Source organism: Acidovorax sp. NB1, assembly GCF_005405905.1.
GTDB lineage: Bacteria > Pseudomonadota > Gammaproteobacteria > Burkholderiales > Burkholderiaceae_C > Acidovorax.
In genome coordinates this window covers 120,350-146,909 of record NZ_BJHU01000009.1, presented here as the reverse complement: position 1 = coordinate 146,909, position 26,560 = coordinate 120,350, and the positions used below count along the sequence as shown (strand labels likewise).

General features: G+C 65.7%; 20 protein-coding genes. 4 read left to right on the top strand and 16 right to left on the bottom strand.

The annotated features are described in order from the left end of the window. Positions 1-7 precede the first annotated feature (7 nt). Together AvAM_RS04050 and AvAM_RS04045 are read left to right on the top strand one after the other, a co-directional pair. Positions 8-1,567 (top strand): PepSY-associated TM helix domain-containing protein, encoded by a 1,560-nt coding sequence (locus tag AvAM_RS04050; protein ID WP_137745875.1) that lies wholly within the window; start codon positions 8-10, stop codon positions 1,565-1,567. A gap of 55 nt (positions 1,568-1,622) precedes the next feature. Next, positions 1,623-3,413 (top strand): ATP-binding protein, encoded by a 1,791-nt coding sequence (locus tag AvAM_RS04045; RefSeq protein ID WP_249367925.1) that lies wholly within the window; start codon positions 1,623-1,625, stop codon positions 3,411-3,413. Positions 3,414-3,499: 86 nt separating this feature from the next. Here AvAM_RS04045 and AvAM_RS04040 read toward each other — a convergent pair whose 3' ends face one another. Next, the gene (locus AvAM_RS04040; protein ID WP_137745874.1) at positions 3,500-5,137 is read right to left on the bottom strand and encodes an iron ABC transporter permease; all 1,638 of its coding nucleotides are present in this window, start codon (positions 5,135-5,137) and stop codon (positions 3,500-3,502) included. Positions 5,138-5,256: 119 nt separating this feature from the next. Between AvAM_RS04040 and AvAM_RS04035 the strand changes: the two genes are divergently transcribed. After that, positions 5,257-6,339, top strand: coding sequence for an ABC transporter ATP-binding protein (locus AvAM_RS04035; protein ID WP_137745873.1), 1,083 nt, complete (start codon positions 5,257-5,259; stop codon positions 6,337-6,339). A gap of 40 nt (positions 6,340-6,379) precedes the next feature. Here the strand turns inward: AvAM_RS04035 and AvAM_RS04030 are convergent, their stop codons facing one another. From AvAM_RS04030 to AvAM_RS03990, 9 genes are all read right to left on the bottom strand, one after another. Then, a complete protein-coding gene (locus tag AvAM_RS04030) occupies positions 6,380-6,799 on the bottom strand; it encodes a thiol-disulfide oxidoreductase DCC family protein (protein WP_137745872.1) in 420 nt (139 codons plus the stop codon). Next, a complete protein-coding gene (locus tag AvAM_RS04025) occupies positions 6,796-7,365 on the bottom strand; it encodes a DUF4166 domain-containing protein (protein WP_137745871.1) in 570 nt (189 codons plus the stop codon). The genes AvAM_RS04030 and AvAM_RS04025 overlap by 4 nt, the downstream gene beginning before the upstream one ends. Positions 7,366-7,657: 292 nt before the next feature. Further along, positions 7,658-8,890, bottom strand: a complete 1,233-nt coding sequence (locus AvAM_RS04020) for a Yip1 family protein (protein ID WP_137745870.1) — start codon at positions 8,888-8,890, stop codon at positions 7,658-7,660. A gap of 190 nt (positions 8,891-9,080) precedes the next feature. Continuing rightward, a complete protein-coding gene (locus tag AvAM_RS04015; protein ID WP_137745869.1) occupies positions 9,081-9,818 on the bottom strand; it encodes a 1-acyl-sn-glycerol-3-phosphate acyltransferase in 738 nt (245 codons plus the stop codon). A gap of 70 nt (positions 9,819-9,888) precedes the next feature. Then, positions 9,889-11,184 (bottom strand): dihydroorotase, encoded by a 1,296-nt coding sequence (locus AvAM_RS04010; RefSeq protein ID WP_137745868.1) that lies wholly within the window; start codon positions 11,182-11,184, stop codon positions 9,889-9,891. 79 nt (positions 11,185-11,263) lie between these two features. Then, positions 11,264-12,226: an aspartate carbamoyltransferase catalytic subunit gene (locus tag AvAM_RS04005; RefSeq protein ID WP_056066217.1), complete on the bottom strand. Its 963-nt coding sequence runs from the start codon at positions 12,224-12,226 to the stop codon at positions 11,264-11,266. A 12-nt stretch (positions 12,227-12,238) separates the two neighbouring features. Continuing rightward, positions 12,239-12,763, bottom strand: a complete 525-nt coding sequence (pyrR, locus tag AvAM_RS04000; RefSeq protein WP_060987636.1) for a bifunctional pyr operon transcriptional regulator/uracil phosphoribosyltransferase PyrR — start codon at positions 12,761-12,763, stop codon at positions 12,239-12,241. Continuing rightward, positions 12,760-13,191 (bottom strand): Holliday junction resolvase RuvX, encoded by a 432-nt coding sequence (ruvX, locus tag AvAM_RS03995; protein WP_094291427.1) that lies wholly within the window; start codon positions 13,189-13,191, stop codon positions 12,760-12,762. The genes pyrR and ruvX overlap by 4 nt, the downstream gene beginning before the upstream one ends. Further along, positions 13,188-13,787: a YqgE/AlgH family protein gene (locus tag AvAM_RS03990; RefSeq protein ID WP_094291428.1), complete on the bottom strand. Its 600-nt coding sequence runs from the start codon at positions 13,785-13,787 to the stop codon at positions 13,188-13,190. The genes ruvX and AvAM_RS03990 overlap by 4 nt, the downstream gene beginning before the upstream one ends. A 21-nt stretch (positions 13,788-13,808) precedes the next feature. Here AvAM_RS03990 and AvAM_RS03985 point away from each other — a divergent pair, with 21 nt between their 5' ends. Then, positions 13,809-15,293, top strand: a complete 1,485-nt coding sequence (locus AvAM_RS03985) for a deoxyribodipyrimidine photo-lyase (protein WP_171012130.1) — start codon at positions 13,809-13,811, stop codon at positions 15,291-15,293. Between the two features lie 39 nt (positions 15,294-15,332). Here AvAM_RS03985 and AvAM_RS03980 read toward each other — a convergent pair whose 3' ends face one another. From AvAM_RS03980 to AvAM_RS03955, 6 genes are all read right to left on the bottom strand, one after another. Continuing rightward, complete coding sequence (locus AvAM_RS03980; protein WP_137745945.1) at positions 15,333-16,505, bottom strand: PilT/PilU family type 4a pilus ATPase; 1,173 nt, start codon at positions 16,503-16,505, stop codon at positions 15,333-15,335. Between the two features lie 158 nt (positions 16,506-16,663). Further along, on the bottom strand, positions 16,664-22,888 hold the full coding sequence (locus AvAM_RS03975; protein ID WP_137745866.1) for an Hpt domain-containing protein: 6,225 nt from the start codon (positions 22,886-22,888) through the stop codon (positions 16,664-16,666). Positions 22,889-22,936: 48 nt separating this feature from the next. Further along, positions 22,937-25,225 carry a methyl-accepting chemotaxis protein gene (locus AvAM_RS03970; protein WP_137745865.1) on the bottom strand — a complete coding sequence of 763 codons (2,289 nt, stop codon included), beginning with the start codon at positions 25,223-25,225 and terminating at the stop codon, positions 22,937-22,939. A 21-nt stretch (positions 25,226-25,246) separates the two neighbouring features. After that, positions 25,247-25,774 carry a chemotaxis protein CheW gene (locus AvAM_RS03965; protein WP_137745864.1) on the bottom strand — a complete coding sequence of 176 codons (528 nt, stop codon included), beginning with the start codon at positions 25,772-25,774 and terminating at the stop codon, positions 25,247-25,249. 15 nt (positions 25,775-25,789) lie between these two features. Beyond that, positions 25,790-26,155 carry a PleD family two-component system response regulator gene (locus AvAM_RS03960; RefSeq protein ID WP_010459520.1) on the bottom strand — a complete coding sequence of 122 codons (366 nt, stop codon included), beginning with the start codon at positions 26,153-26,155 and terminating at the stop codon, positions 25,790-25,792. Further along, positions 26,155-26,553 carry a PleD family two-component system response regulator gene (locus AvAM_RS03955; protein WP_005796099.1) on the bottom strand — a complete coding sequence of 133 codons (399 nt, stop codon included), beginning with the start codon at positions 26,551-26,553 and terminating at the stop codon, positions 26,155-26,157. Before AvAM_RS03955 ends, AvAM_RS03960 begins: the two co-directional genes overlap by 1 nt. Positions 26,554-26,560: the final 7 nt, after the last annotated feature.

The window sequence follows — 26,560 nt, the reverse complement described above, 5'->3', positions numbered from 1 at the left end:
ACCCGACATGCCACACGCCAAACGCTGGCTGTACCTCGTCCACCGCTGGCTGGGCGTGTTGCTGTGCGCCTTCTTCGCCATGTGGTTCCTCTCGGGCGTGGTGATGATGTACGTGGGCTACCCCAAGCTCACGCAGGCGGAGCGCCTGGCCCATCTACCACCGCTGCGCAGCGCCATGCAGGGCCCCGAGCGCCTGCTGGAGCCCGCCGATGCCCTGCAGCGCGCGGGCGTGGCGGGACCGCTGCAAGACCTGCGGCTGGCCGTGGCCAGCGGCGGGCGCCCGGTGTACCTGGTGATTCCCGCCGCCCCCACCGGCGACGCCGCACCACGCCCGCGCAGAGCATCTGCTGCGGTTGTGATCGACGCCATCACCGGCGAAAAACTGCAGCAGGTGGACGCAGAACGGGCCATCGCATCGGCCCGCGCCTTCGCGCAGCATCCCGATGCCACCATCGACTACCAGGGCACGCTGGACGAAGACGCCTTCACCCACTCGCGCGCGCTGGATGTGCACCGCCCGTTGCACCGCCTGCACTTGGGCGACAGCGCTGGCACCGTGGTCTATGTGTCGGGCACCACCGGCGAGGTGGTGCGCGATGCGCCGCTGCAGGAACGGGCCTGGAACTATGTCGGCGCCTGGATCCACTGGCTCTACCCCTTCCGGGGCAATGTCTTCAACGACTACTGGACAGACATCGTCAACTGGCTGTCCATCGCGGGCATCGTGCTCACGGTGACGGGCACGGTGGTGGGCGTGCTGCGCTGGCGCTTTCGCGGCCGGTACAAGACGGGCGCACGCACGCCGTACCGGGGCTTCATGATGCGCTGGCACCATGTGTTCGGCTTGGTGTTCGCCGCCATCACGTTCACCTGGATCTTCAGCGGCCTCATGTCCATGAACCCCTGGAAGATTTTTGACAGCGGCGCAGCTCCACTGCGACAGCAGGCCATGAACGGCGGGCCTTTGGAAGTGCCCGCGCAGGCAGCAACGGTGCAAGCCTTGCTCTCTGCCGCGTCGCCCAACACCCGTGAGCTGCGGTGGGTGCGCCATGCCGGCCACACGCTGGTGCTCGCCTACAGCCCCACAGGCGCCCCGACGGTGCTGGACGCCACCACCGCCGCAGCACATGTGTGGGCCCCGGGAGCTGTGGCCGAAGCCGCCGCGCGCCTGCTGCCCCACGCGGTGGTGCGCACCGACACCCTCACGACCTACGACCTGCACTACTACGACCGCGCCGCCCACACCATGACCGGTGGCAGCGACAAACCCCTGCCCGCACTGCGCGTGGTGTTTGACGACCCGAATGCGAGCTGGGTGCACATCGACCCGCACACCGGCACCGTGCTGGGCCGCACCGACAGCCACCGCCGCACCAGCCGCTGGCTGTTCGCTATGCTGCACAGCTGGGACTGGCTGCCGCTGCTGGAGCACCGCCCGCTGTGGGACATCCTGCTCATCGTGCTGAGCCTGGGCGGGGCGGTGATGAGCGTGACGGGGATAGTGATAGGTTGGCGCAGACTGGGTACAAAACTGCAAGGACCGCAGTTGCGCAGCAGCCGCCAGTGACCTGATCGCGGAGCGCACCTATGATGGCTGGAGTTGCGTTTGGAAACACTTGCCCATGACGGCCCCTAAACAGCCCTCCGCCATCACCCCCGAGCGTTCTGCCGCGAGCAGTGCGGCGCCGCCTCTCAAGCGGCCAGCCAGCCTGCCTTTGCGTTCCATGGTGGCATGGGGCACAGGCTTGGTCTTGCTCATGGCCTGGGGTACCGTGGCTCTGCTCATGGACGTGTCACGGCGCGATGCCATGAATGCGCAGATTCGCCAGAACAGCAATCTCGCGCTCAGCCTGGGCGAACAGACCGTGCGGGTGATGGCGGCCGTCGACCAGGCCACCCTGCGCATGCGGGACGCGGTTCAGGCCGACGACTTTGAAAAGGCAGACTTCACGCGGTTTGCCAACGAGACCGGGCTCGCTCCTCAGATCCTGACGCAGCTCTCCCTGGTCGGCCCCGACGGCCGGTTCATTGGAAGCAACATCGACCCCACTGGCGAAAAAACGGGGCACGTAGACCTGTCTGAACGCGAGCATGTGCAGGTACACCTCCATCCCGACGCGTCAGAGGCGGCCCGCCTGCAACAGACGCCTAGCGGACTGTTTGTGGGCAAGCCCGTGGTTGGAAAGGTGTCTGGTAAGGCCACCATCCAGTTGTCGCGGAAAATTCCAGCCGCTGGCGGCGGCGTAGCGGGCGTGATCGTTGCCTCGGTGAACCCCGGCTATTTCGAGGATGTATACCGGGGAGTTCAACTGGGGCAAACGGGTGTCGTGACTCTTATCGGAAACGACCGCACGATCCGTGCAAGAGTGATGGGCGGACAGAGTGTCGGCATGGGAAGTGTGGTGCCGCGCAGTCCGGACAACAATGCAGAAGAACGCGGCCCCAGCGGCCACTATGTGCGCTCCAGCGGCATCGACGGTATCGAACGCATTTATGCCTACAGCCGTGTGGGCACCTACCCTCTGATGGTGGTGGTGGCCACAAGCACCAATGAGGCTTTGCAGGAGTGGCGCGCCAGCCGCAACATCGCACTGATCACCATGGCACTGTTCAGCGCTGCACTGGCAGGCGCAGCCCTGATTTTTGTGCGCAGCGTGCGCCAGCTGGAGAGCACCAACGCCGCCCTGCGCATCAGCGAGGCCGAGGCGCGCTCGGCCAGCCAGGCCAAAAGCGAGTTCCTGGCGGCCGTGTCGCACGAGCTGCGCACGCCCCTCACCAGCATCCGGGGGTTTGCCGAGCTGATGGAATTGCGGCTGGACCAACCCCGCTACAAGGAGCAGGCCGGGCTGATCCGCAAGGCTGCCGACCACCTGAACGCGTTGCTCACCGAAATCCTCGACCTCGCCAAGGTGGAGGCAGGCGCCATGCCACACCTGCCCACGGAACAGAACGTGGCGGACATCGTGCAGTCCACGGCCGACTTCTTTGCCGTCACGGCCGCCAACAAAAACCTGGACATGCAGGTGCAGATCGCGCCCGATGCGCCCGCCACGCTGGTGTGTGATGGCCTGCGCCTGAAGCAGGTGCTCAACCACCTGCTCTCCAACGCCATGAAATTCACCGAGACAGGCGCCGTCACCATCGAAGTGGATGCCACGGCAGACGCTGTGCGTTTTCATGTGGTGGATACCGGCCCCGGTATCCCGGCCCACCTGCACGAGACGATCTTCGAAAAATTTCGCCAGGGCAACGACCAGGTGAGCTACCAGCACGGCGGCACGGGCCTCGGGCTGGCGTTGTCGCGGGCATTGGCCGTGCTGATGGGGGGCACGCTCACGCTGTCTTCTTCAGAAGGCCAAGGCTCGCGCTTCACACTCACCTTGCCCCGCAGCCCAGGCGCTGAGCCTCAGTAAACAATATCGCTCTGAGGTAACGCGTACACCGCAGGGCCCATGCGGCCTGGCGCGCTATGGCGTTGTGGCGTTGTGGCGTTGTGGGATCAGTTCCGGCTGCGCAGCGTCCGGCTGAGCAAAATCACCGGCACCAGCCCCACAGCCACCAGCGCCAGCGACGGCAGGGCCGCCTCGCCCAGGCGCTCGTCGCGTGCCAGCTGGTAGGCCACCACGGCCAGCGTGTCGCTGTTGAAGGGGCGCAGCACCATGGTGGCGGGCAGCTCCTTCATCACGTCCACAAACACCAGCAGCGCGGCGGCGGCGGTGGAGCGCTTGAGCAGTGGCCAGTGCACCCGCGCCAGCAGGCCTGAGCTGCCCACGCCCAGCATGCGGGCAGAGTCGTCCAGGCTGAGCGGGATGCGCGCATAGCCGCTTTGCATGGACTGCAGGGCCACGGCGCAAAAGCGCACCAGGTAGGCCCACACAATGCCCAGCGCCGTGGCCGTGACCAACGCGCCCACGCCCCACTGGGGCACCGCCGCCTGCAGCCAGCCCACGGGCAGCAGCAGACCCACCACGATCACAGCGCCCGGCACTGCGTAGCCCACGCTGGCCAGTTGCACCACGCCGCGCGTCACGGCGTCGGGCTGGCGGCGCACGGCAAAGGCCAGCGCCAGCGCCACGGTCACGGCCAGCACGGCGGTGATGCATCCTAAGCGCACGCTGTGCCAGGCCCATTCCAGGAACCGCTCCCACGGCAGCACCGACCAGTCGGCCGCGAGCGGGCGCAGCATGAACAGCACCGGCGCCACAAAGCCCATGAGCACGGGCACCGCGCACACCGCCCAGGCAGCCCAGCGGCGCGCGCCGCGCAAGGCCAGGGGCTGCGCCTCGGCCGAGCCCGCACGACCGCCGCCGGTGGCAAAGCGCATGCGTTTTTGTGCGCGGTGCTCCAGGTGCAGCAGTGCCATCACCACCACCAGTAGCATGGTGGCCAGCTGCGCGGCGGCCAGGCGGTTGTCCATGGACAGCCAGGCCTTGTAGATGCCCGTGGTGAAGGTCTGGATGCCAAAGTAGCTGGCCACGCCGAAGTCGGCCAGGGTTTCCATCAGCACCAGCGCCACCCCGGCGGCGACGGCCGGGCGCGCCAGCGGCAAGGCCACGGCACGGATGCGGCGTGGCAGCGGCGCGCCCAGCAGGCGCGCAGCCTCCATCAGGTGCGCGGCGCGTTCGCCCAGCGCCGTGCGCGCCAGCAGGTACACATAGGGGTAGAGCGAGAAGATGAACACCCACACCGCGCCGCCCAGGCTGCGCACCTCGGGCAGCAGGCGGCCTTCCAGGCCAAAGGTGTTGCGCAGGCCCACCTGCAGCGGGCCGCTGAACTGCAGGAAGTCGGTGTACGCATAGGCGGTGACGTAGGCGGGCATGGCCAGCGGCAACAGCAGCAGCCATTCAAAGGTGCGGCGGCCCGGAAAATCAAACAGCGTCACGGCCGCCGCCGCCAGGGTGCCCACCATGGCCGCGCCCAGCGCCACCAGCACGCTGAGCCATAGCGTGGTCCACACATAGCCGGGCAACACGGTGGCTGCCATCTCGCGCAGGATGGCACCCGCCTGGGCATCGCCCTGCCCGGGGGCGGACAGCGGCAGCCACGACGCCAGCACCGCCAGCACCGGCAAAGCCAGAAAGCCTGCAAACAGGATCAGCGGGACGCTGCGAAGGACAGAAGACGGGGTACGGCGCAAGGCGGTGGGCTCGGCAGAAGGAAAAAAGCGCACACCTGCCGAAAGGCATGGGCGCCGCAGCGCCCAGGAATGCAAATGCGAATTTTAAGCATTCGCCCCTGCCCACCTAGAATGCAGGCATGTTTCTTGAGGTCTCCCAACTCGAAGTGCGCTACGCAGGCCGCGCACAGGCCGCCGTGCAAGGCGTCACGCTCAGCCTGAAAGCCGGTGACATCGGGGTGCTGATCGGCCCCTCTGGCTGCGGCAAGACCACCCTGCTGCGCGCCGTGGCCGGGCTGGAGCCTGTGACGGGCGGCGAGATCCGCCTGACCAAAAATGTGGTCAGCAGCGCCCAGCGGAGCGTGCCGCCCGAGCAGCGGCGCATTGGCATGGTGTTCCAGGACTACGCGTTGTTCCCGCACCTCTCCGTGGGCCGCAATGTGGCGTTCGGCATCCACCAGCTGCCCCGGGCCGAGCAGGCCGCGCGCGTGGACGAAGTGCTGAAGCTGGTAGGGCTGGAAGGCAGCGAGCACCGCTATCCGCACGAACTCTCTGGCGGCCAGCAGCAGCGCGTGGCACTGGCCCGGGCGCTGGCCCCGCGCCCACAGCTCATGCTGCTGGACGAACCGTTCTCCAACCTCGACGTGGACCTGCGCGAGCGCCTGGCACATGAGGTGCGCGGCATCCTCAAGGCGGCGGGCGCCACTGCCCTGTTTGTGACGCACGACCAGTTCGAGGCGTTTGCGATTGGCGACGTGATCGGCGTGATGCACGAAGGCCACCTGCACCAGTGGGACGATGCCTACACCCTGTACCACCGCCCCGCCACGCGGTTTGTGGCCGACTTCATCGGGCACGGTGTGTTCGCCCCTGCCACGCTGGAGCAGCGCGGCGACAACGTGGTGGCACAAACCCCCTTGGGCGAGCTGACCGACCTGGACGAATGCCCCCTGCCCGGCAGTTACCCTGGCGGCGCCTGCGATGTGCTGCTGCGCGCCGACGACATCGTGCACGACGACCACGCGCCGGTGCAGGCGCAGATCGTGCGCAAGTCGTTCCGGGGTTCGGAGTTTTTGTACACCCTGCGCCTGGCCAGCGGCCACACCCTGCTGGCCCATGTGCCCAGCCACCACGACCACGCGCTGGGCGAGTGGATCGGCATCCGCGCCCAGGTGGACCATGTGGTCACCTTCCCGCGCGAACTGGCGTCAGAATCCAAGTAAAAAACGGCTCTCCCGCGCATCCATCATGCGCTGATAGCTATCATTTTTGAAATATTCCAGGAGCAGGATCCTGGTCCAGAAACCGCGCCGCATGCTCGGGCGCAGGCAGCATGCAGGTGGCAGACCGGCCCCAGATCCGGTAGCGGTTGCGCGCCACCCAGCGGTACAGCACATCGCGCAGCGGGGCCGGCACCAGCCAGCCCACCCAGGCCAGCCGCCAGGGCCAGCCCAGGGCATGCAATACGCGCAGGATGGCGGCGGTGTGCTGCCAACTGCGCTCGCCGTCGATGACCAGCAGGGTCTGCAGGCCTTCCACCTGGAGCCCCGCCCGCGCCAACAGTTGCTGGCCCGCTGCGCTCTGGATAGACACAAACCGGATGCGCTGTGCGCGATCGTGCCGCAGCAGAAACTGCACCCAGCCGTTGCAAAGCAGGCACTGCCCGTCAAACACCACAATCATGCGGACGCCCCCACTCCGACCCCAGCCGCGCCCGACGGTACCTGCAGGTGCCCCCGGTAGCTGACCACGCGCCCCACGCCAGGCACCGTGGCCTGCACGCGAAAGTGCAGCGCATCGCCCACCCCGGTTTCTTCGGCCACCACCTGCGGGCACAACCACGCGGGGCACGGAATGCCGCAGAAATGCAGCTGCTGCAGCTCCATCACCAGCCGCCCTTCGGATTCGCGCAACACAAAGCTCAGCCGCGCAGCCCCCAGGTGTTCCACCACCCGGCCTGCAACCTCGCGCAGGGTGGACTGCATGGTCTGGGCAGGAAAGCGGCGCGTCCACACCTCGGCGTCGGGGCGCGCCTGCAGCTCGAAGGTGATCGCCCCCTGCACCGCGCGCTGGGGCGCGCCCAGGGCCCAGGCCAGCACACGCCCCAGCCAGGTGGCGGGCGCCTCGACCTGCACCTGGCCCACCAGCCGGTGCGGGCCCGAGAGGCCATGAAACCGCGCCAGCGCGGGCGCCAGTCGCTGGTAGGCAGGGCCGCCCAGGGCGCGTTGGTACAGGGACAGGGGTGGCATGGGGTCAATAAGGAGTGATGAATGGCCGAGGCCAGTCTATCGCCAGCCACCCCAGCCGCCGTTCGCAGGCAGCAAAGAAAAAGGCCGACAGATGTCGGCCCTCGTGCACGAATACGCGACCCGTGCGAATTTAGAAGGTGTGAATGAATCCGGCGGGCCCGAGCAGGCCGCCAAAACGCGCTCGATCTAGGCGCAAAGCGCAGCCATAGCTCGGGCTATGGCGAGCATTTGCAACGACGAGCGGGTGTGTTTTGGCGGGATGAGCGGGCATGGCGGGTTCGTTCGCACCTTCTCAGGACTTGCCCTTGCGCTGCAGGCTCTCCAGCCCGTTCAGGTCCAGCTGCGACATCAGGCCCTGCAACTCCTTCACACCGACCTTGTCGCCCTCGATGCTGACCACCAGACCATTCTTCAGGATGGTCTTGAACTCGGCATGGCTGCCGTCTTTTTCGTAGCGGGTGTGCAGCGTGCGGCCGCCCTCCTGCCAGGTTTTCTCGGCGCTGGTCTGGTCTTCTTTTTCACCCTGGGCCATGCCCATGGCCATCGCGGCCATCTGGCCCAGGCCGCCAATGTCCACGATCTCCAGGCGCAGTTGCTTGTCGTCGCTGCCATATTGCGCGCTGGCCTGGCTGGTGGGAAGGCCCAGGGCCGCGCCGTCCTGCACGTCAAAGCCAGTGCGGGGCAGGCCCGCCAGCTTTTCGGGCAACGCGGCCTTGAGCGCCTGCGCCGCAATGGCCTGGCCTCCGCCCAGCAGGCCTGCGGCAGCCTTGGCGGCGTCGCCGGTGGCAGCGGCAATCGCGGCGGGGTCCTGGCTTTTCTGGGCCTCTTCCATCTTGCGGGCAGCCTCTTCCATCTTCTTGCCTGCGGCCTCCAGGCCTGCGGTGTCGATGGACACCTTGCCACCGGGCGTGTTCATGGTGATGGCAGGGCCTGCGGCGCCCCCCATCAGCCCGCCGCCCCGGGGCAAGACCAGCGCACTGACCGCACCGATCACCACCCCCACCACGATGGCCGCAATGATGACCACCACGGTGTAGCCCACCGACTTCTCGGGCGCGCTGCGCATGAGCACCGGCAGGCCGGTGTAGAGCAGGTAGATGGAGTACAGCGCCGCCAGCAGCCCCAGCATGGCCAGCGCGGGCAACAGGCTGAAGATGCCGCCCAACAAGGCGGCCGTGCTGGCATACACCGCCACCTTCAGCGCCTGGATGGAATTCTTCTGGCCGCCGAAGGTGGGCGCCAGCGCATCGATGATCAGGCCCAGCACAAAGATGCCGACCAGGCTGAGCACGTACGACACCACCATGTTCACCAGCCCCGACACAAAGGGCACGCGGATGGTGACGCCAAAGCCCCCAAAGCCGATCAGCGACATTCCGATGAAGCCGCAGACCGCCGGAATGGCGGCGAGGACCATCGCGTACCGGGTGAACAGGGTGGCGGCATCGGTGCTTTCGGCGTCGATGGCGGCCCAGGCCTCTTTGGGTTGCAGAAGAATGCGCTTGGCGCGCTCGATCAGGTTCATGGTGCCCTCCCGGCAGTGTGCAAAGGCCTGCGATGACCCGCAGGCAAACGGAAAGCGCGGACGATACGGGGCATTGCGCCGTGCAGACCACCCGAGCCATCGCCTGCAAGGCCCAAAGCGTGGAATATGCACGCTTTTGCCGCACAAAGACGGCTTTTGGGGAGCCAGGGCCCGGAGCCTGCGACCGTTTTCAGGCTTTGCGCAGTTGATCGACGGTGTCGTGCAGGTGCTGCGTCCAGGTGCGGCGGTCGCGTTCGCCCGCCAGCTCCGGCGGGCCGTAGTGCACCACGGCTTCGATGGGCGGGGCGCTGAGCGTGCGCCAGATCGAGCCCACCAGGGTTTCATCGCCGATGTAGCTGGGCGCAAAGCTGGTGGTGCCGGTGGCCTTGTCGGCAAAGCGCAGACCCACGGGCTGCACCGGCGCCTGCGCGGCCACGGCGGCCTGCAGCAGGTTGGCGTGGAAGGGCAGCATCTCGCGCCCGTCGCCCGTGGTGCCTTCGGGGAACACGGCCAGCACCTCGCCACGCTCCAGCGCTTCCTGCATGGACCGCACCATGCGCAGCGCGTCGCGGCGCGAGCTGCGTTCGATGTAGAGCGTGCCCGCCGCCGTGGCCAGGGTGCCGATCAGCGGCCAGGCCTGCACGTCGGATTTGGAGACAAAGCGGCAGTGCCGCGCGGCGTGCATTACGGGGATGTCGAGCCACGAGATGTGGTTGGCCACCAGCATCACCGGCCCGGTGAGCGGTGGCTGGCCCAGGATGCGCAGGCTGATGCCCGCATGGGCCAGCAGCTCCAGCGACCAGGCCTGCACGCGGGCATGTTGCTGGTCCGGCGACAGCGATGGAAACCGCAGCGCCACGATCCACAGGCCCTTGGCAATATGGCCCAGCAGCCGCAAGAGGCGCCAGCTGGCGCGCAGGAACTTCACAGCCGGGCCTCGTTAGTGGGGCGTTGCACGCTGGACAGCAAACAGTGCACAGGTGCTGCGCCGCACTGTCTCAGCTGCGGTCAAAAGCTACCTGCCCACCGACCAGGGTCATGCGCACACGGCCGGGCAGCTCGTAGCCCGAGAACGGTGTGTGCTTGCCCTGGCTGGCGAGCGCGTCGTCATGCACCGTCCAGGCGGCCTGCGGGTCGAAGATGCAGAGGTCGCCCACGCCGCCTTCCACGATCTGGCCCACGCTCGCCTGCAGCGTGCCCAGGGCGCTGCCCAGCACGCGTGCGGGCTCTGCGGTGACCACAGCCAGCGCGCGCTGCAGGGGCACGCCGCTGTCCTGCGACCACTTGAGCGCCAGCGACAGCAGCAGCTCCAGGCCCGTGGCACCGGGTTCGGCTTCGGCAAACGGCAGGGTCTTGGCGTCTTCATCGACCGGGGTGTGGTCGGACACCAGCGCATCGATGGTGCCATCGAGCAGCGCCGCGCTCAGGGCGTCGCGGTCGCGCTGCTGGCGCAGCGGCGGCGTCAGGCGCGCGCGGCTGTCGAAGAAACCGATGTCGTTTTCGGTGAGGTGCAGCGTGTTGATGCTGATGTCGCAGGTGACCTTGAGGCCCTCGGCCTTGGCACGGCGCACCAGCTCGACACCCGCAGCGCTGCTGAGGCGGCACAGGTGCACGCGCGCGCCGGTGGTCTTGAGCAACTCGAAGATGGTGTGCAGCGCAATGGTCTCCGCCGCCACGGGCACGCCCGACAGGCCCAGCCGTGTGGCCAGCGCACCGCTGGCGGCCACGCCCTTGCCCAGATGCATCTCCTGCGGGCGCAGCCACACGGTGTAGCCAAAGGTGGCGGCGTACTGCAGCGCGCGCTGCAGCACTTGGGTGCTGGCCAGCGGCACCTCGGCCTGGCCGAAGCCCACACAGCCGGACTCGGTCAGCTCGGCCATCTCGGTCAGCACCTCGCCAGCGAGGTTGCGCGTGAGCGCGCCCAGCGGAAACAGGCGCGACTGGTGCAGCTTCTCGGCGCGGAACTTGAGCATCTCCACCAGACCGGGCTCGTCGAGCACCGGGTCGGTATCGGGCGGGCAGACCAGGCTGGTCACGCCACCGGCCACGGCGGCGGCCATTTCGGATTCGAGCATGCCTTCGTGCTCGTGGCCCGGCTCGCGCAGCCGCGCAGCCAGGTCCACCAGGCCGGGCAGCACGATGCAGCCGGTGGCATCCACCACGCGCTTGGGTGCGAAGTCGGGTGGCACCCGGTTCACGCCCACGATGCGGCCTGCGGCAATGGCGATGTCACAGGTCTGGTCAAGGCCCGAAGCGGGGTCGATCACCCGGCCGTTCTGGATCAGTATCTTCATGATTTCAAGCCAAATTGGCTGCCTCCGCGCATCAGGCGTGCGCTAGCAGCTATGAAAACAGGAGCAATCATTGCGCGCTTCACGCCTCATTCCCGGCGACGATGGACATGACGGCCATGCGCACCGCAATGCCAAAGGTGACCTGCGGCAGGATCACGCTCTGCTTGCCATCGACCACGGCAGAGTCGATCTCCACGCCCCGGTTGATGGGGCCGGGGTGCATCACGATGGCGTCGGGCTTGGCCAGTTGCAGCTTTTCCTGTGTGAGGCCAAAGCTCTTGAAATACTCCTGGCTGGACGGCAGCAGCGCGCCGCTCATGCGCTCGTTCTGCAGGCGCAGCATGATGACCACGTCGGCATCCTTGATGCCCTCTTCGAGCGTGTGGCACACGCGCACGCCCATCTGCGCCATGTCCGACGGCACCAGGGTGCGCGGGCCTACCACGCGCACTTCGGCGCAGCCCAGCGTGGTGAGGCCGTGGATGTCGGAGCGCGCCACACGCGAGTGCAGCACGTCGCCCACGATGGCCACGGTGAGGTTACTGAAGTCCTTCTTGTAGTGGCGGATGGTGTACATGTCCAGCAGCCCCTGCGTGGGGTGGGCATGGCGGCCGTCGCCCGCGTTGATCACGTGCACATGGGGGGCCACATGCTGCGCAATCAGGTACGGTGCGCCCGACTCGCTGTGCCGCACCACGAACAGGTCGGCTGCCATCGCGCTAAGGTTGGCGATGGTGTCGAGCAGCGACTCGCCTTTGCTGGCCGAGCTGCGCGCGATGTCGAGGTTGATCACGTCGGCCGACAGGCGCTTGGCCGCGATCTCGAAGGTGGTGCGGGTGCGCGTGCTGTTCTCGAAGAACAGGTTGAACACGCTCTTGCCGCGCAGCAGGGGTACCTTTTTCACTTCGCGGTCGTTCACGCTCACGAAGTTGGCAGCCGTGTCGAGGATGTGCGTGACGATGTCACGCGGCAGGCCCTCGATGGACAGCAGGTGGATGAGTTCGCCGTTGCCGTTGAGTTGGGGATTGCGCTTGTGCAGCACGGTCAGGCCTCTTTAGTCTTTGTCTTGGACTTGGAATTGGAAGGTGCCGCTGTCGCCCCGCGCCAGGGCCAGCGAATGGGCAACCGGCAGGGCCACGCGGGCGGCGGCAAAGTCGGCCTGCACGGGCAGCTCGCGCCCGCCCCGGTCCACCAGCACGGCCAGGCGCACGCTGGCGGGGCGGCCGTAGTCGAACAGCTCGTTGAGCACGGCGCGGATGGTGCGGCCGGTGTAAAGCACATCGTCGAGCACCAGCACGTCGGCACCGTTCACATCAAACGGCAGAGCGGTCTGCGCGCTGGCCGACAGGCCGCGCTGGGCGAAGTCGTCGCGGTGCATCACCGACGACAGCACGCCGGCGGGCCCTTCCAGGCCCAGGTCTTTTTGCAGGCGCTCGGCCAGCCAGGCACCGCCCGAGGCAATGCCCGCCAGGCGCGTGGTGGGGGTGAGCATGCTGCGCACGCCGCGCAGCAGTTCGCGGTACAACGCCTCGGCGTCTAGCACCAAGCTGCCGGACATTCCGGGGGATGGGGTGGTCATGGGAGATTCCTCAAAAACTGTTCCAGGATGATGCAGGCCGACGCTGCGTCGGCATCCTTGGCACCACCCGCAATGGCCTCGGTGGTGCTGTAGCGCTCGTCTACCTCGAACACCTGCAAGCCGAATCGGCCACGCAACTGGCGGCCGAACTTGAGCGCGCGTGCGGTGTTCTCGTGGCTCGCGCCGTCAGGGTGGTAAGGCACGCCGATCACCAGCGCGTCGGGCTGCCATTCCTTGATGCGCTCGGCCACCTGGGCGAAGCGAGCGTCGCCCTCGGCCTGGATGGTGCGCTGCGGGGTGGCACTGCGCAGCATGCGGTTGCCCGAGGCCACGCCCGTGCGCTTGAGGCCAAAGTCAAAAGCAAGAAAGGTCTGGAAATGCGCAGGAACGGCTGGCGGCTGGATCGACTGAACGGGCGAACCGGTCATGCGTGCCCCGCCTCGGGCGACAGCATCCAGGCCTTCAAGCCCAGCAGCGACAAGGCCCGGTCGTAGCGCTCGGGCACGGGGGTGTCGAAGATCACCGACAAATCCGCCGCCACGGTGAGCCAGGCGTTCTCGGCCAGCTCCGATTCAAGCTGCCCCTCGCCCCAGGACGAGTAGCCCAGCGTGATGAGCACGCGGCGCGGCCCAGCGCCCGTGGACAGGGCTTCGAGCACGTCCTTGGAGGTGGTCATCTCCAGGCCGCCGGGGATGGTCATGGTGGAGGCGTAGGCAGATTCGTCAGTCTCGGCCTTGTCCATGAGCATGGGCTCGTGCAGCACAAAACCGCGTTCGGTCTGCACTGGGCCGCCCTGGAACACAGGCTCCCGGGTGAGGTCTTCGCGCCGCAGCGACAGATCTACTTTGTCGAACAGGCTTTTGAGGGTGATGTCCGAGGGCTTGTTGATGATGAGTCCGAGTGCGCCGCGTTCGCTGTGCTCGCACAGGTAGACCACACTGCGCGCAAAAGACTCATCTTCCAGGCCGGGCATCGCAATCAGGAAGTGATGCGTCAGGTTGATGGGCGCAGAATCGAAAGACATCCCTCAATTTTAACGGTGAACATGGCGACCCCTTCCGAGCCTTCCTACCCAAGCGGTCTAGTCTGGTTCCGGCGCGACCTGCGTGCGCAGGACCATGCCGCCCTGTACCGGGCGCTGACGCAGTGCGAGCAGGTGCACTGCGCCTTTGTGCTGGACCAGGAGATTCTGGATGGCCTGCCCCGGGTGGACCGGCGGGTGGAGTTCATCCTGGCATCGCTGGTGGAGCTGGACGCCTCGCTGCGCGCCCTGTCTGGCCAGCCAGGGGGCGGACTCATCGTGCTGCATGCCGTGGCCAGCGAGGCGATTCCGGCACTGGCGCAGCGCCTGGGCGTACAGGCCGTGTTTGCCAACCACGATGACGAGCCCCAGGCGCTGGCGCGCGACAGCCTGGTGCGCACCCGGCTGGCGGCGGCGGGCCAGGCATTTCACACCTTCAAGGACCACACCATTTTTGAACGCAGTGAGGTGCTGACGCAGACCGGCAACCCCTACAGCGTGTTCACGCCCTACAAAAACGCCTGGCTCAAGAAGATCGACGCCTTCCAGCTCAAAAGCTACCCCGTGGAACGCCACGCGCACCACCTGGCGCCGCGCCCCCAGGCGCATTGCCAGCCCCTGCCCACGCTGGCGTCGCTGGGGTTTGAGGCCAGCGCGTCGCCAACCCCCGGGCTGCCCACCGGCGCCCGTGGCGCGCAGCAGCTGTTTGATGATTTTCTGGGCCGCATCGAGCGCTACGACCATGCGCGCGATTTTCCTGCCGTCAAGGGCCCGAGCTACCTCAGTGTGCATTTGCGTTTTGGCACCATCTCGCCACGGTTGCTGGCGCGCACCGCACACGGGCTGGTGCAGGCGGGCAACCCCGGCGCTGCGACATGGCTGAGCGAGCTGATCTGGCGCGACTTTTATTTTCAGATCCTGCACCACCACCCCCATGTGGTGGACCACAGCTTCAAACCGGCCTACGACGCCATCCAGTGGGAAACCGGCCCAGAAGCCGATGCCCTGTTTGCCGCGTGGTGCGAGGGCCGCACAGGCTACCCGCTGGTGGATGCCGCCATGGCACAAATCAACCAGACGGGCTACATGCACAACCGCCTGCGCATGGTGGTAGCGAGTTTTCTGGTGAAGGACCTCGGCATCGACTGGCGCCGGGGCGAGGCCTACTTTGCCACCCACCTCAATGACTTCGACCTGGCCGCCAACAATGGCGGCTGGCAGTGGGCCAGCTCCAGCGGATGCGATGCCCAGCCCTATTTCCGCATCTTCAACCCGGTGAGCCAGAGCGAGAAGTTCGACCCAGAGGGCAAGTTCATCCGCCGCTACCTGCCCCAGCTTGCAGCGCTCCCGACCAAGGCATTGCACGCTCCCTGGCTGGCGCGCCCCCTGGAGCTGCAGGAAGCCGGCGTACGCCTGGGACACACCTACCCCTTCCCCGTGGTGGAGCACGATGCCGCACGGCAACGCACGCTGGAGCGGTATGCCGTGGTCAAGACGGCTGCAGGGTGACAACACACGGCTCTGCGGACTAAAGCAGGCCGCCGTGGGTTAGCGATGCGCCATGGGCGGCGGATCGCCCGGTGGCGGCTCCTCCGGTGTCATCTGCATGCCCTCGCCACCCAGCGAAGCACCAGCAGCCAGCCGCAGGCGCAGGCGCACATCGGTGCGGTTGTCGGCATTGGCAATCGCTTCTGCGGGTGAGATGACACCCAGCTCGACCAGGGACAGCAGGGACTGGTCGAAGCTCCACATGCCCTGCTCCCCGCTGCGGGTGATGGCCGTCTTGAGTTCGTCAATCTGGCCTTTCTGGATCAGTTCGGCCACGTAGGGGGTCAGCAGCATGATCTCTGTGGCGGGCACCAGGCTCCCGGCCAGCCCTGTGACCAGCCTCAAGGCCACCACCGCGCGCAGATTGAGCGACAGGTCCATGAGCAGCTGGCGGTGGGCATCCTCGGGGAAGAAATTCAGGATGCGCTGCACCGCCTGGTTGGCGTTGTTGGCATGCAGGGTGGACACGCACAGGTGCCCGGACTCGGCATAGTGCAGCGCGTGCTGCATGGTGGCCCGGTCGCGGATCTCACCGATCAGGATCACATTGGGGGCCTCGCGCATGGCCCGCCGCAGGGCCTCGTCATAGGACTGCGTATCGAGCCCCACTTCGCGCTGGGTGACCAGCGACTTCTTGTGGGTGTGCAGGTACTCAATCGGGTCTTCCACAGTCAGGATATGCCCGCCCGCGTGGGTGTTGCGGTGGTCCAGCAATGCGGCCAGTGTGGTGGTCTTGCCCGAACCTGCGGCCCCCACCGCCAACACCAGACCACCTTTGAGGAAGGCCAGTTGCTGCAGCACCGGTGGCAGGCCCAGCGTCTGCAGGTCTGGTATCTGCGCAATCACATGCCGTATCACCATGCCCACCTGTCCACGCTGACGGTGCACATTGACGCGAAAACGCTCGCCCTCGGGGGTCTGGAACGAGAGATCACACTCCATCGTGGTCTCGAACTCATGCCGTTGTGCATCGCGCAAGATGGAATACGCCATCTGCCGAACGTCTTCCGCCGACAGCAATTGCTGGGCAATCGGCGCAAACGCGCCCTGCCGCTTGATGGTGGGCGGCGCACCCGCCAGCAGGAAAAGATCGGAGGCCCGCTCCCTGGCCACAAAGGCCAGGCACGCCAGCAGGCGAGGATCGGCAGAGGGCGACGGCGCTCCCGGGTCCATCAGCACACTGGCCATCTGCAAAAGGCGGGCTGCAGCGGGTCAGCCCCTGGGCCCACAGCCCCACTCGCCGTAGCGCCACCCATCACGGAAACATGGCAGCCCAAAAAACCACAGCCCCGCCGGTGAAGGACGGGGCTGTGGATGATGCGCATGGTATGTCAGGCCTCGGCCGCTGCCGCGATGCGGGCGTAGTGCTGGATCAGGCTCAGCAGCTCCTCATCCGAATACGGCTTGCCCAGGTAGTGGTTGACGCCCAGCTCCATCGCATGTTCACGGTGCTTCTCGGCAATGCGCGAGGTGATCATGATGATCGGCAGGTCACGCAACGCACCGTCTGCACGGATGTTGCGCGCCAGATCGAAACCGTCCATGCGGGGCATTTCGATGTCGGACAGCACCACGGTCGGACGCTCCTCCTGCAGCCGCTCCAGGGCCTGCAGGCCGTCGGCCGCCAGGGCCACCCGGTAGCCTTCGCGCTGCAGCAGGCGCTGCGTGACGCGGCGCACGGTGATCGAATCGTCCACCACCAACACCAGCGGCACCTGGCTGGGCCCCGCCAGCTGGGGCGAGACCACCTGCTTGCCACCACCCGCACCACCCTCCGTTTCCGGGGCGGGCGCCATGCCCACACTGGCAGCACGCACCTGATCGCCGTACACCGTGGCGAGCGCCACCGGGTTGTAGATCAGTACCACGGCACCCGAGGCCAGCACCGACATCCCGGCCAGGCCTGGCAGGCGGGACAACTGGGGGCCGAGGTTCTTCACCACAACTTCCTGGTTGCCCAGCACTTCGTCCACATGCATGGCCACACGCTGCGCGGCGCTGCGGAAAATCACCACGGGGCGGGTCTTGCCAGCGGGCTCATGGCTGCGGGCAGACGCCTGCAGCAAGGCGCCAGACCAGAAGAAGGGCACCTTCTCCATCCCGTCGTCAAACACGCCGGTGCGGTAGGCTTCCTCCAGGTCGGCCGCAGAAGTGCGGCGCACGATTTCCACCACGTTGGCAGGCACGCCCACCGCCAGGTCGCCGGTGCGCAGCATCACCACCTGCGTCACCGCAGTCGTCAAGGGCAGCACCATGCGGAACGCCGCGCCCTTGCCCGCCTCGGTCGAGGTTTCGATACGTCCCCCCAGGGCGTTGATTTCGGCGCGGACCACGTCCATGCCGATGCCGCGTCCGGCCAGGCCGGTCACTTCGGATGCCGTCGAGAAACCGGGCATGAAGATCAGGTTGGCGGCCTCGGAATCGCTGAGTTCCACACCGGGTTCCACGATGCCCTGAGACAGGGCCTTTTCGCGGATGCGCGGCAGGTTCAGGCCCGCACCGTCGTCGCGGAACTCCACCGACACGTCGTTGCCTTCGTGGTGCAGATCCACGGTGATCGTGCCGGAGGCCGGCTTGCCCGCCGCCACACGCACTTCGGGATCTTCGATGCCATGGGCCACGCAGTTGCGCAGCAAGTGCTCGAACGCGGGGGTCATGCGGTCCAGCACGCCACGGTCCATTTCGATGGAGCCGCCGGTGATGTCCAGCTTGATCTGCTTGCCAGTCTCCTTGGAGGCCTGGCGGACCACGGCGTAGAGGCGCTCGGCAATGCCTTCGAACTCCACCATGCGGGTGCGCAGCAGGTCGCGCTGCAGCTCCCGGGCCTGGCGGCCCTGGGCGATCAGGTCGTCTTCGGCACCTTCCATGGCGCGCTGCAGGTTGCGCTGCACGGTGGCCACGTCGTTCACCGATTCGGCCATCATGCGGGTGAGTTCCTGCACGCGGGTAAAACGGTCGAATTCCAGCGGGTCGAAACCAGCGGCCGAATCCTTGGACAAAGCTAGGCGCGACTGCATCTGCGATTCGGCCTGCACTTCAATGTCGCGCAGTTGCTGGCGCAGCCTGTCGAGGTTGCCCGACAGGTCGGAGAGCGAGCTGCGGAACTGCCCCAGGCGCACATCCAGACGCGAGCGGCTGATCATCACCTCGCCCGCCTGATTGACCAGGCGGTCGAGCAGCTGCGCACGCACGCGCACCGACTGGCTCGCAGCCACGCGCAAGGGCGCCAGTTGCGAGGGGCCGGGCAAACGGACCGCAGGAGCGACAGGCGCAGCGGCATCCACCAACGCAGCGGCGGGTGCCATGGGCGCATCAGCAGCGTCCAGACGGGCCCTCGCGCCCTCGACGGGCAGGGCCACCACCGTGTCGGCAGGGGTCTGGCCAATCGCCCGCAGGGCATCGAAATTCGCCTGCAGGCCATCAAAACCGCCTTGCAGGGGGTCGATCTGATCGGCTGTGACGGTCTCGGGATCAAGTTGCTCAATCGCAGATTCCAACCGGTGGGCCATTTCGCCCAGGCGCATGGCACCGGCCAGGCGCGAGCTGCCCTTGAGCGTGTGCAGGGCACGCAGCACTTCGCTGCGGGCACCCAGGTTGTCAGGCCGCGCGGCCCATTGGCGCAGGGCACCGCCCAGTTGAGGCAGCAACTCGGCGGCCTCTTCCTCGAAGATCGGGAACAGGTCGGGATCGATGACGTCGATGGCGTCGATGTCGTCATCGACGTCCGAAGACAGCGCCACGGCGTGGGCGATCGCGTCGTCGATCAACTGGTCCTGATCGTGAGCCACCACAGACAGCGCAGGCGCCACATGGCCTTGCGGGATGATGACGGGCGCGGGCTCCAGGGTTGCCTCGGCATAGGCCTCGGGCTCGTCGATCGCGTCTGGCGCGGGCTCGGAAGCCACGGGCTCCACCATCTCGATGGGGAAAGCTTCGACAGCGTCTTCCTCTGGCGGAGACAAGGTGACAACCACCTCGGCTTCCAAAATCTGGCGCAGCTGTTCCAGCACCTCTTCGTTGGGCTCCTTGAGGAAGCCCGCAGCGAATTGGTGCAGCAGGCGGCGGATGTCTTCCGCAGCGCCCATGAAGGCCCGGGCCTGTTCCTCGGTGCCGCCAGATTGCAGCTGCACATGCTGCATTGCGTGCTCCAAGGCCCGCGCTAATTCCGACAAGGCAGTGAAACCGACCGTGGCAGAACTGCCCGCCAGCGAATGCGCCAGTGCCACCGCCATGTCGGGCAGGGGCTCGTGCAGTTCCAGCGACCATTCCTGCAGACAAGTCACCAGACGGCGCGACCATTCGTCGGCCTCATTCAGGTACACGTTGTACAGAGGGATGCTGATACGCAGGGTGTCAATCACCTTGACCGCATCGTCGCTGGTGCTGTCCTCCTGCGGCAAGGCCTCCAGAAGCCCAGCCATTTCAGAGGGCAACTCGGCATCGGCAGATTCAACGGCCTCATGCGCCTCCACCGGGACCTCAGCAGCGGCGGACTCGGCTTCAAGCAACCGCTCCAAGGCTTCGACATCCAGTGACGCGAGGGCATCGGATGCCTCTGGCACCTCGGCTTCGATCTCTGCGGGCACCACGGCCTCTGGCGCTGTGCTGGCTTCTGCATCAGACAAAGTCAGTGCTTCCAGAGGAATCTCCTCCAGCGGCTCTGCGACAGCAGCCACGGCAGAGACCTCGGCAACAGGCGCCACATCGGGCAAATCCAGATCAGGCAGCTCTAGGTCGAGCACAAAGTCGGCGCTGGACGGATCTACCAACGGAGCGGGGGCCGAATCGGCATTCAGGGCGGCGGTAAAGACCGAGAAGTCAATATCCTCCGCAACCTCAGCCACACCGGATGTTGCAGCCACTTCAGGCGCAACGGGTGCTTCAACAGCTGCAGGCTGTTCGTGCACATGCTCCGAAATTTCGGTCGCCTGGAAGTCCATCAGGCCCAGATCGTCCTCAGGATGAGCATCGAGGCCATCCGAAGACACGGTACCGGCGGCCAGTTCGACCGCTTCTGGTTCCAGCGCCGCCAGGGGTTCGATCTCTGGAACAGTCCCAGGGGCTTCGTCCCCCTCGGAAGGCACGACCAAAGGCAGCAACGTACCGTCAAGGCGCATCGCATCTGCAGATTTGCGGAAGGATTCAGGATCCCAGCCGGTTGCGCGGCCTGCCGCAATGTCATCGGCCCAGCGGCCAAATGCCCGCAAGGCGTCCGAGGACAGTGTCAACAAGCCCGGCTGCATGGGCTTCTGCTCAGCCAGCCAGGCGTTGAGGATTTGCTCCATCGACCAGGCGGCTTCGCCGAAGTCGTTGAGGCCCACCATGCGCGAACTGCCCTTGAGCGTGTGGAACGCACGGCGCAACGTGGTCTGTTCGCTCAGATTGCCAGGCTCCCCCTGAAGCAGATCAATGGCGGCCAATCCGTTGACCACCACCTCGCGTGCTTCCTCCAGGAAAACGTCCAGCAACTCATCTTCGACATCCGGTACAGCAGCCTTGGCAATAGGTGCTGGTGCTGGTGCATCTGCGGCGGCGACAACCGACGCGGGGGCAGCAGGCGCAGCCACATCGAAGGAAATGTCCGGAGCCAGGCTTTCTGGCTCTGACTGGGGGGAAGGCTCGCTGACTGGAGCAGGGCCCAGGTCCAGAATCGGAGCAAAGTCCGTGGGTTCGCTGACAGGCTCCGGCGCTGGGAAGCGCGGCAGCACGTCAGGCACTAGGGTCGCGGTGCGCTCCTCCAGTTTGGCTGGGGCTTCCTCCATCGCGTCAGACGCACGCGCACGGGTTTTGCCCATGAGGATGCGCAGCTCGCCCAGGTCCTCGTCATAGACAAAAAGCTTGCGCGCCATGGTGCGCTGATAGCTCAGCATGTCGATCAGAAAACCGAGTGCGCCCAGGCTGTTGCCAAGCTTTTCGAACACGGCTTGGCGCCCTTCTTCGGGCACCTCGTTGATGAGCAGACGCTCCACCGTATCGCGCATGCGCACCACGGCCAGCGACGCCTGGTCAAGCCCCAGCACCGACAAAACACCGCGCATCTGGGCCAGATGTCCGGGTACTGTGGCCAGAACCGCCGTGTCCTGGGGGTTGCGGAAAAACTGGTCCAGCGCCTTCTCAGCCTCGCCCAAGGTCACGCGCAACTCGTCCACCACGCTGCCCATGGTCTGGTTGTCGCTGACCCTGCGGTACAGCTCCTCCATCCAGGGCTCCAGCGGCTCGGGTTCGGCACCTGCTGTCACCGCGTCCAGGCGCTCGGCCAACCGGGTGGCACGCGCCTCCATCTGGTCGTCGGCAGCATCCAGTTCTTCAAACGCCGCCTGCAGGTACAACACCGAAGTCGCCACTTCCATTGCCAAGGCGGCCGATGGCGGCTCGCCCGAGCGGGTGGTGGAGTCCATTGCCCGCGTCAATGCCAGGGCCAGGTTCTCACTGCCAGGATGCAGTTTGCGCAGCGAGTCGCACACCAGGCTGAACTGGTCAGCTGCCGGTTTGAGTTTGTTGCGATCACCACCGGCCAGTGCCGACCAGGTCTCGGTGGCCGATGCGATGCGCTTGCGCGCCTGCGCCAACACTGCCGGGTCGAAGCGGCCAAACCGCGCGGTTTCGTAATCAACGGGCTTGAAACGGTCCAGGGAAAACGCCTGGCGCACGGCGCGCAGCGAAGGTGCAGCGTCCTCGGGCAACTCGGAGGCCTTGGCCTGCGAACAGAAGAACAGCAGGTCCTGAACCAGCCGGTCTGCAATGGTGGGGTCGCCCTTGGCCAGGGTCGCGTACTGCATCAGCACCCGCGAGGCCACCCGTTTGACGTACACATCGGGGGACAACAGGCCGGAGCCAAACGCTTCGAAGAAGCCAGCGCAAATCTTCCAGAACGCACGTGCCTGGCGGTCTGACTGGGCTGCTACGAGCCCCAGACAGGTATCTCGCAGGTTCAGCGCAGCCTTGAGGTCGCCGGACTTGACAATGCGCAGCACGGCCGCATCCAGCCGCGCCCGCGCCTCGGGGCCATATGGCAAGGGCGGCAGGGTCACGGCCCCTTCGGGTTCGCGGAAACGGCGCTCCACAGGCCAGAGGTCTGCCGGATGCACGCGGTCGGCACCTGCCAGCGCCTGGGCGTCGCGGTACTGAGGGAACAGCGCCACGGGTGATACCGCCTTGCCCGCCAGCACGGTTTCCAGGTATTCGATCAGCGCAAAACTTGCGCGCTCGATCACTGCAGCCGCTTCGTCGCTGCAGGTTTCCGGGCGCTGGACAAACTTCTGGACCGCAGACTCCATGGAGCGCAGCACGAGGGCTGGTGGGCCCATGCCCACCATTTCGAGTGCGCCACATGCTTGGTGCAGCTGCTGACGCGCTATGCGCAGCGCGCCAGCGTCCAGCGCTGCAAGATCGGATTCACGCGCAACTTCCGCATCGCGCACAAAACGGCGCATGGCCTTGACCGCACCGTCGAGTGACTTCCGCAGTTCGTCAAGCACCCAAGCCAAAGGACCCAGGTCCTGATCCCCCTGGGTCCCTTCTGCGGCCGGTGCATTGTTGGCATCAATAGATGACATGTATTTGTCCCCGGCTGCAATGAGCCAGCTGGTTGATGACTACTGCTGTCAGGCGATCTTGAAACGTGCCACCGATTGGCGCAGTTCTTCGGCCATGTGCGAAAGCTCACGCACCTGTTGTGCCGTGGTGCGGGTACCTTCACCCGTTTGCTCGGTCACCGCAAAAATGTGCTGGATGTTGTCGGCCACTTCGTTGGCCAGAACAGCTTCACGCGAAGTGGAGGACGAAATCTGCTCAATCAGTTCAGCAAGGCGGCGCGACACGCGGTCGATTTCGGTCAGCGCGGTACCGGCGCTGTCAGACAGACGCGCCCCTTCCACCACACCCTGCGTGGAGCGCTCCATAGCGGCCACGGCATCCTGGGTGTCGGTCTGAATGGCTTTCACCAGCGCCGAGATCTGGCGCGTCGCGTCTGCAGAACGTTCAGCCAGGCGCTGCACTTCTTCCGCCACCACCGAGAAGCCACGACCGGCTTCACCGGCAGACGCGGCCTGGATGGCGGCGTTCAGGGCCAACACGTTCGTCTGCTCGGTAATGTCAGAAATCAGCTCGGTGATTTCACCGATCTCCTGCGACGATTCGCCCAGGCGCTTGATCCGCTTGGAAGTGTCCTGAATCTGGTCGCGGATGGAGTTCATACCGCCGATGGCGTTCTGCACGGCTTGCAGACCCGAGTCAGCGGCTTGCAGCGACTGACGGGCCACCGTGGCGGATTCTTGCGCCTGTGTGGACACTTCGTTGATTCGGGTCGCCATGTCCAGAACGGAGCGGCCGGTTTCACGAATTTCGCGCAGCTGTTCGGTCGAAGCAGCCAGCAGTTCGGTCGAGGTGTTGTCCACCTGCGCGGTCGTCTGCGCCACGCGGGTCGCCGTGTTCTGCACGCTGCCCACCAGCTGGCGCAGTTCTTCCACCGTGTAGTTCACCGAGTCGGCGATGGCACCCGTAATGTCTTCGGTCACCGTGGCTTCCTGTGTCAAGTCACCTTCAGCAACCGACTGCAGTTCGTTCATCAAACGCAAAATGGCGGCCTGGTTGGCGTCATTGACGCGTTTGGCTTCCTGCTCCTGGCGCTTGGCGTCTTTTTGCTGCGTTTCGGCAGCTGCCTGGCGGCCTCGGCTGTCCAGCAGCTGAACACGCGAAATACCGATACCGCACAGCAGCACGAACAGACCGGCCAGTGCCAGAGCGGCAAACTGGCCAGCACCCAGACCGGTCTGGGCGGACAGCTTGGTCTGCAGGCCTTCGAGTTGGCGGCGCAGCGGTTCGCTGTCGGCAATGATGGCGGATTGCGCTTCACGCGCAGACACCAGGCCTTGCAGGTTGCCCAGAATGGCGCTGGCCTGGGTGCGGGTCTGCTCATAGAGCTTGACCAGGGCTTCGAGTTGCTCGCGGGTCTGGGCGTCCTTGGTGGCAGCCAGGCGCAGTTCGGGGCTGCCATCCAGCAGACCCTGGGCGATTTCCTTGAAAGAGTTCAAGTCCTTGCCCAGCAGGAACACGGCCTCGGGGCTCACGCCTTCCATGGTCTGGAATTCGTTGGCCGATTTGCCGATACGCTGGGTCAACATCACCAGCTGGCCAGCTGCAGAAATTTCAGCGGCCGGGGCATTCTGCTGGAGCTTCAGCGAGGACACGGTTTCAGCGATTTCCAGCAAGTCGGAAGACTGGCGGTTGATGGTACGCAGAGCGTCGCCCACCTGGGTCAGGATCTTCTGCTGGCCCATCACCACGCTGGCGTTGCGCTCGGCGCGCTCCATCAGGGGGTTGACGGCATCCAGGTCAGGCTTGAACGGCTCGCCCAGCGACTGCACGCCCAGCTCACTGTCACCCGCATTCAGGGCACGCACGTTGCGCGCCAGCACGCCCGAGCTTTCCACCACGTCCGGGAATGCCTGTGGGCTACCCACTAGCGCCTGCGACACCGACTTGGCCAGACGTTGCGACTGCATCAGCGATTGGCCGGTAGCCGCCAGCTGCTGCGCGGAGCGGTCCGCCTGCTGCAGCACCCAGAACGCAATCGCACCCAGCACCAACACGCCCACCAGCAGCAGGGCCAGCAGACGGCGTTGGTGGCCTGCGGCCGTCGAGCGCCCCAGCAGGGGCAGAGAGATCAACTCTTCGTCCGTTTCGGAAACTGCCAATTCGGAGGGGTAACCATCGGGATCCCCCTGAACACTGTTCATGGCCTCCGCTTGGTAGGAGTCGCGCAACTGCGCGCCATCCAGAGCGCCTGTGGCCAGGACATCCTGCCCATCGTCAGCCGTGCCGGCGGCCGCGCCAGCATCCGGCGCAGAGGGTTTCCGGTTGAACAGTTTTCCAAATTGATTGACGACGGACATGGTGCAGCCTTACAGAAAAACTCAAGCACTGATGCTCAGGAAAGCGGGATGTTGGGACAGGATCTGCAGGTTCAGCTCCTGCCAGCGTGTGCCGCTGGAATCGATATAGGTGGTGCCAAAGAAGCTGGGAGCGTCCTCGGCAGGGGGCTCGGACGACACAAAGGCGTCGGTGCCGCGCAGACCCGCCAAGCGGTCCACCAGCAACGCCGCATTGACATCCAGTGCGGCGTTGAAGGCCAGCAGGCTGGACTCGGCCAGCGCCTGCTCGGATCGCGGCGCCGCCGAACCCAGCAGACCCGCCAGGTCCACAACCCCCACCAGCCCACCACGCAGGTTGGCAACACCCAGGAACCAGCTCTGGGTATAGGGCACGGCCTGCACGGAGGCCCAGGGGAAAATTTCCCCCGACTGCCCCAGTGGCAATAAGTAAAAACTCCCGGCGGACTCGACAGCCAGCCAGGATGACACAGAGGTCCCTTCGGTTCTTGCGGCCTGCAGGCGGCTGGCAAGTCGGGTCTGCAGTTCTCGCAGGGCTTCGCGGTTGGCCATGAGCGCGCCGCAGCCTTAGTTCAGAGCGTCAATTTTGGCCTGCAATTCGGCGGGGTCCACCGGCTTGGTGATATAGCCGCGCGCACCCTGACGCATGCCCCAGACACGATCCGTTTCCTGGTTCTTGCTGGTGCACATGATGATCGGCACATCGGCATACAGCGGATCACGGGTAATGGCACGCGTGAGCTGAAAACCGTTTTGGCCAGGCATCACCACGTCCATCAAAATCAGGTCGGGTTTTTCTTCAGCGAGGCGGCGGAATGCTTCGTCGGCATTTTCTGCAGTACGGACTTGCATGCCTTTTTTCTGAAGCAGGTCCGTCAAAAACATCAACTCGGTCTTCGAGTCGTCGACGACCAATACTTTCTGAATGGGCATTACATGGCTCCTTGTTGGGAATTGCCAAACTGTTGAACTGCTTGCAACAGCTGGTCTTTGGTAAATGGCTTGGTGAGATATTCCTGGCAGCCGACCATGCGCCCACGCGCCTTGTCGAACACGCCATCCTTGGAGGACAGCATCACTACCGGAGTATCTGCAAAACGGGCATTGCGCTTGATGATGGCGCAGGTCTGGTACCCGTCGAGCTTGGGCATGAGGATGTCGCAGAAAATCAGCTGAGGCTGATAATCATTGACTTTGGCCAAAGCATCAAAGCCGTCGTCGGCCAACAAGACTTCGTGCCCCCCCTGCTTGAGAAAAATCTCGGCGCTTCGACGGATGGTGTTGCTGTCATCCACCACGAGCACTTTGAAAGATGCGCCTGTTGTAGTCAATTGTCAC

Bases quoted from the DNA above. Each gene is read 5' to 3' on its own strand.
- AvAM_RS04050 (WP_137745875.1), top strand. From the start codon at position 8: ATGCCACACGCCAAACGCTGGCTGTACCTCGTCCACCGCTGGCTGGGC.
- AvAM_RS04045 (WP_249367925.1), top strand. From the start codon at position 1,623: ATGACGGCCCCTAAACAGCCCTCCGCCATCACCCCCGAGCGTTCTGCC.
- AvAM_RS04035 (WP_137745873.1), top strand. From the start codon at position 5,257: ATGTTTCTTGAGGTCTCCCAACTCGAAGTGCGCTACGCAGGCCGCGCA.
- AvAM_RS04030 (WP_137745872.1), bottom strand. From the start codon at position 6,799: ATGATTGTGGTGTTTGACGGGCAGTGCCTGCTTTGCAACGGCTGGGTG.
- AvAM_RS04025 (WP_137745871.1), bottom strand. From the start codon at position 7,365: ATGCCACCCCTGTCCCTGTACCAACGCGCCCTGGGCGGCCCTGCCTAC.
- AvAM_RS04020 (WP_137745870.1), bottom strand. From the start codon at position 8,890: ATGAACCTGATCGAGCGCGCCAAGCGCATTCTTCTGCAACCCAAAGAG.
- AvAM_RS04010 (WP_137745868.1), bottom strand. From the start codon at position 11,184: ATGAAGATACTGATCCAGAACGGCCGGGTGATCGACCCCGCTTCGGGC.
- pyrR (WP_060987636.1), bottom strand. From the start codon at position 12,763: ATGACCACCCCATCCCCCGGAATGTCCGGCAGCTTGGTGCTAGACGCC.
- ruvX (WP_094291427.1), bottom strand. From the start codon at position 13,191: ATGACCGGTTCGCCCGTTCAGTCGATCCAGCCGCCAGCCGTTCCTGCG.
- AvAM_RS03990 (WP_094291428.1), bottom strand. From the start codon at position 13,787: ATGTCTTTCGATTCTGCGCCCATCAACCTGACGCATCACTTCCTGATT.
- AvAM_RS03985 (WP_171012130.1), top strand. From the start codon at position 13,809: ATGGCGACCCCTTCCGAGCCTTCCTACCCAAGCGGTCTAGTCTGGTTC.
- AvAM_RS03980 (WP_137745945.1), bottom strand. From the start codon at position 16,505: ATGGACCCGGGAGCGCCGTCGCCCTCTGCCGATCCTCGCCTGCTGGCG.
- AvAM_RS03975 (WP_137745866.1), bottom strand. From the start codon at position 22,888: ATGTCATCTATTGATGCCAACAATGCACCGGCCGCAGAAGGGACCCAG.
- AvAM_RS03970 (WP_137745865.1), bottom strand. From the start codon at position 25,225: ATGTCCGTCGTCAATCAATTTGGAAAACTGTTCAACCGGAAACCCTCT.
- AvAM_RS03965 (WP_137745864.1), bottom strand. From the start codon at position 25,774: ATGGCCAACCGCGAAGCCCTGCGAGAACTGCAGACCCGACTTGCCAGC.
- AvAM_RS03960 (WP_010459520.1), bottom strand. From the start codon at position 26,155: ATGCCCATTCAGAAAGTATTGGTCGTCGACGACTCGAAGACCGAGTTG.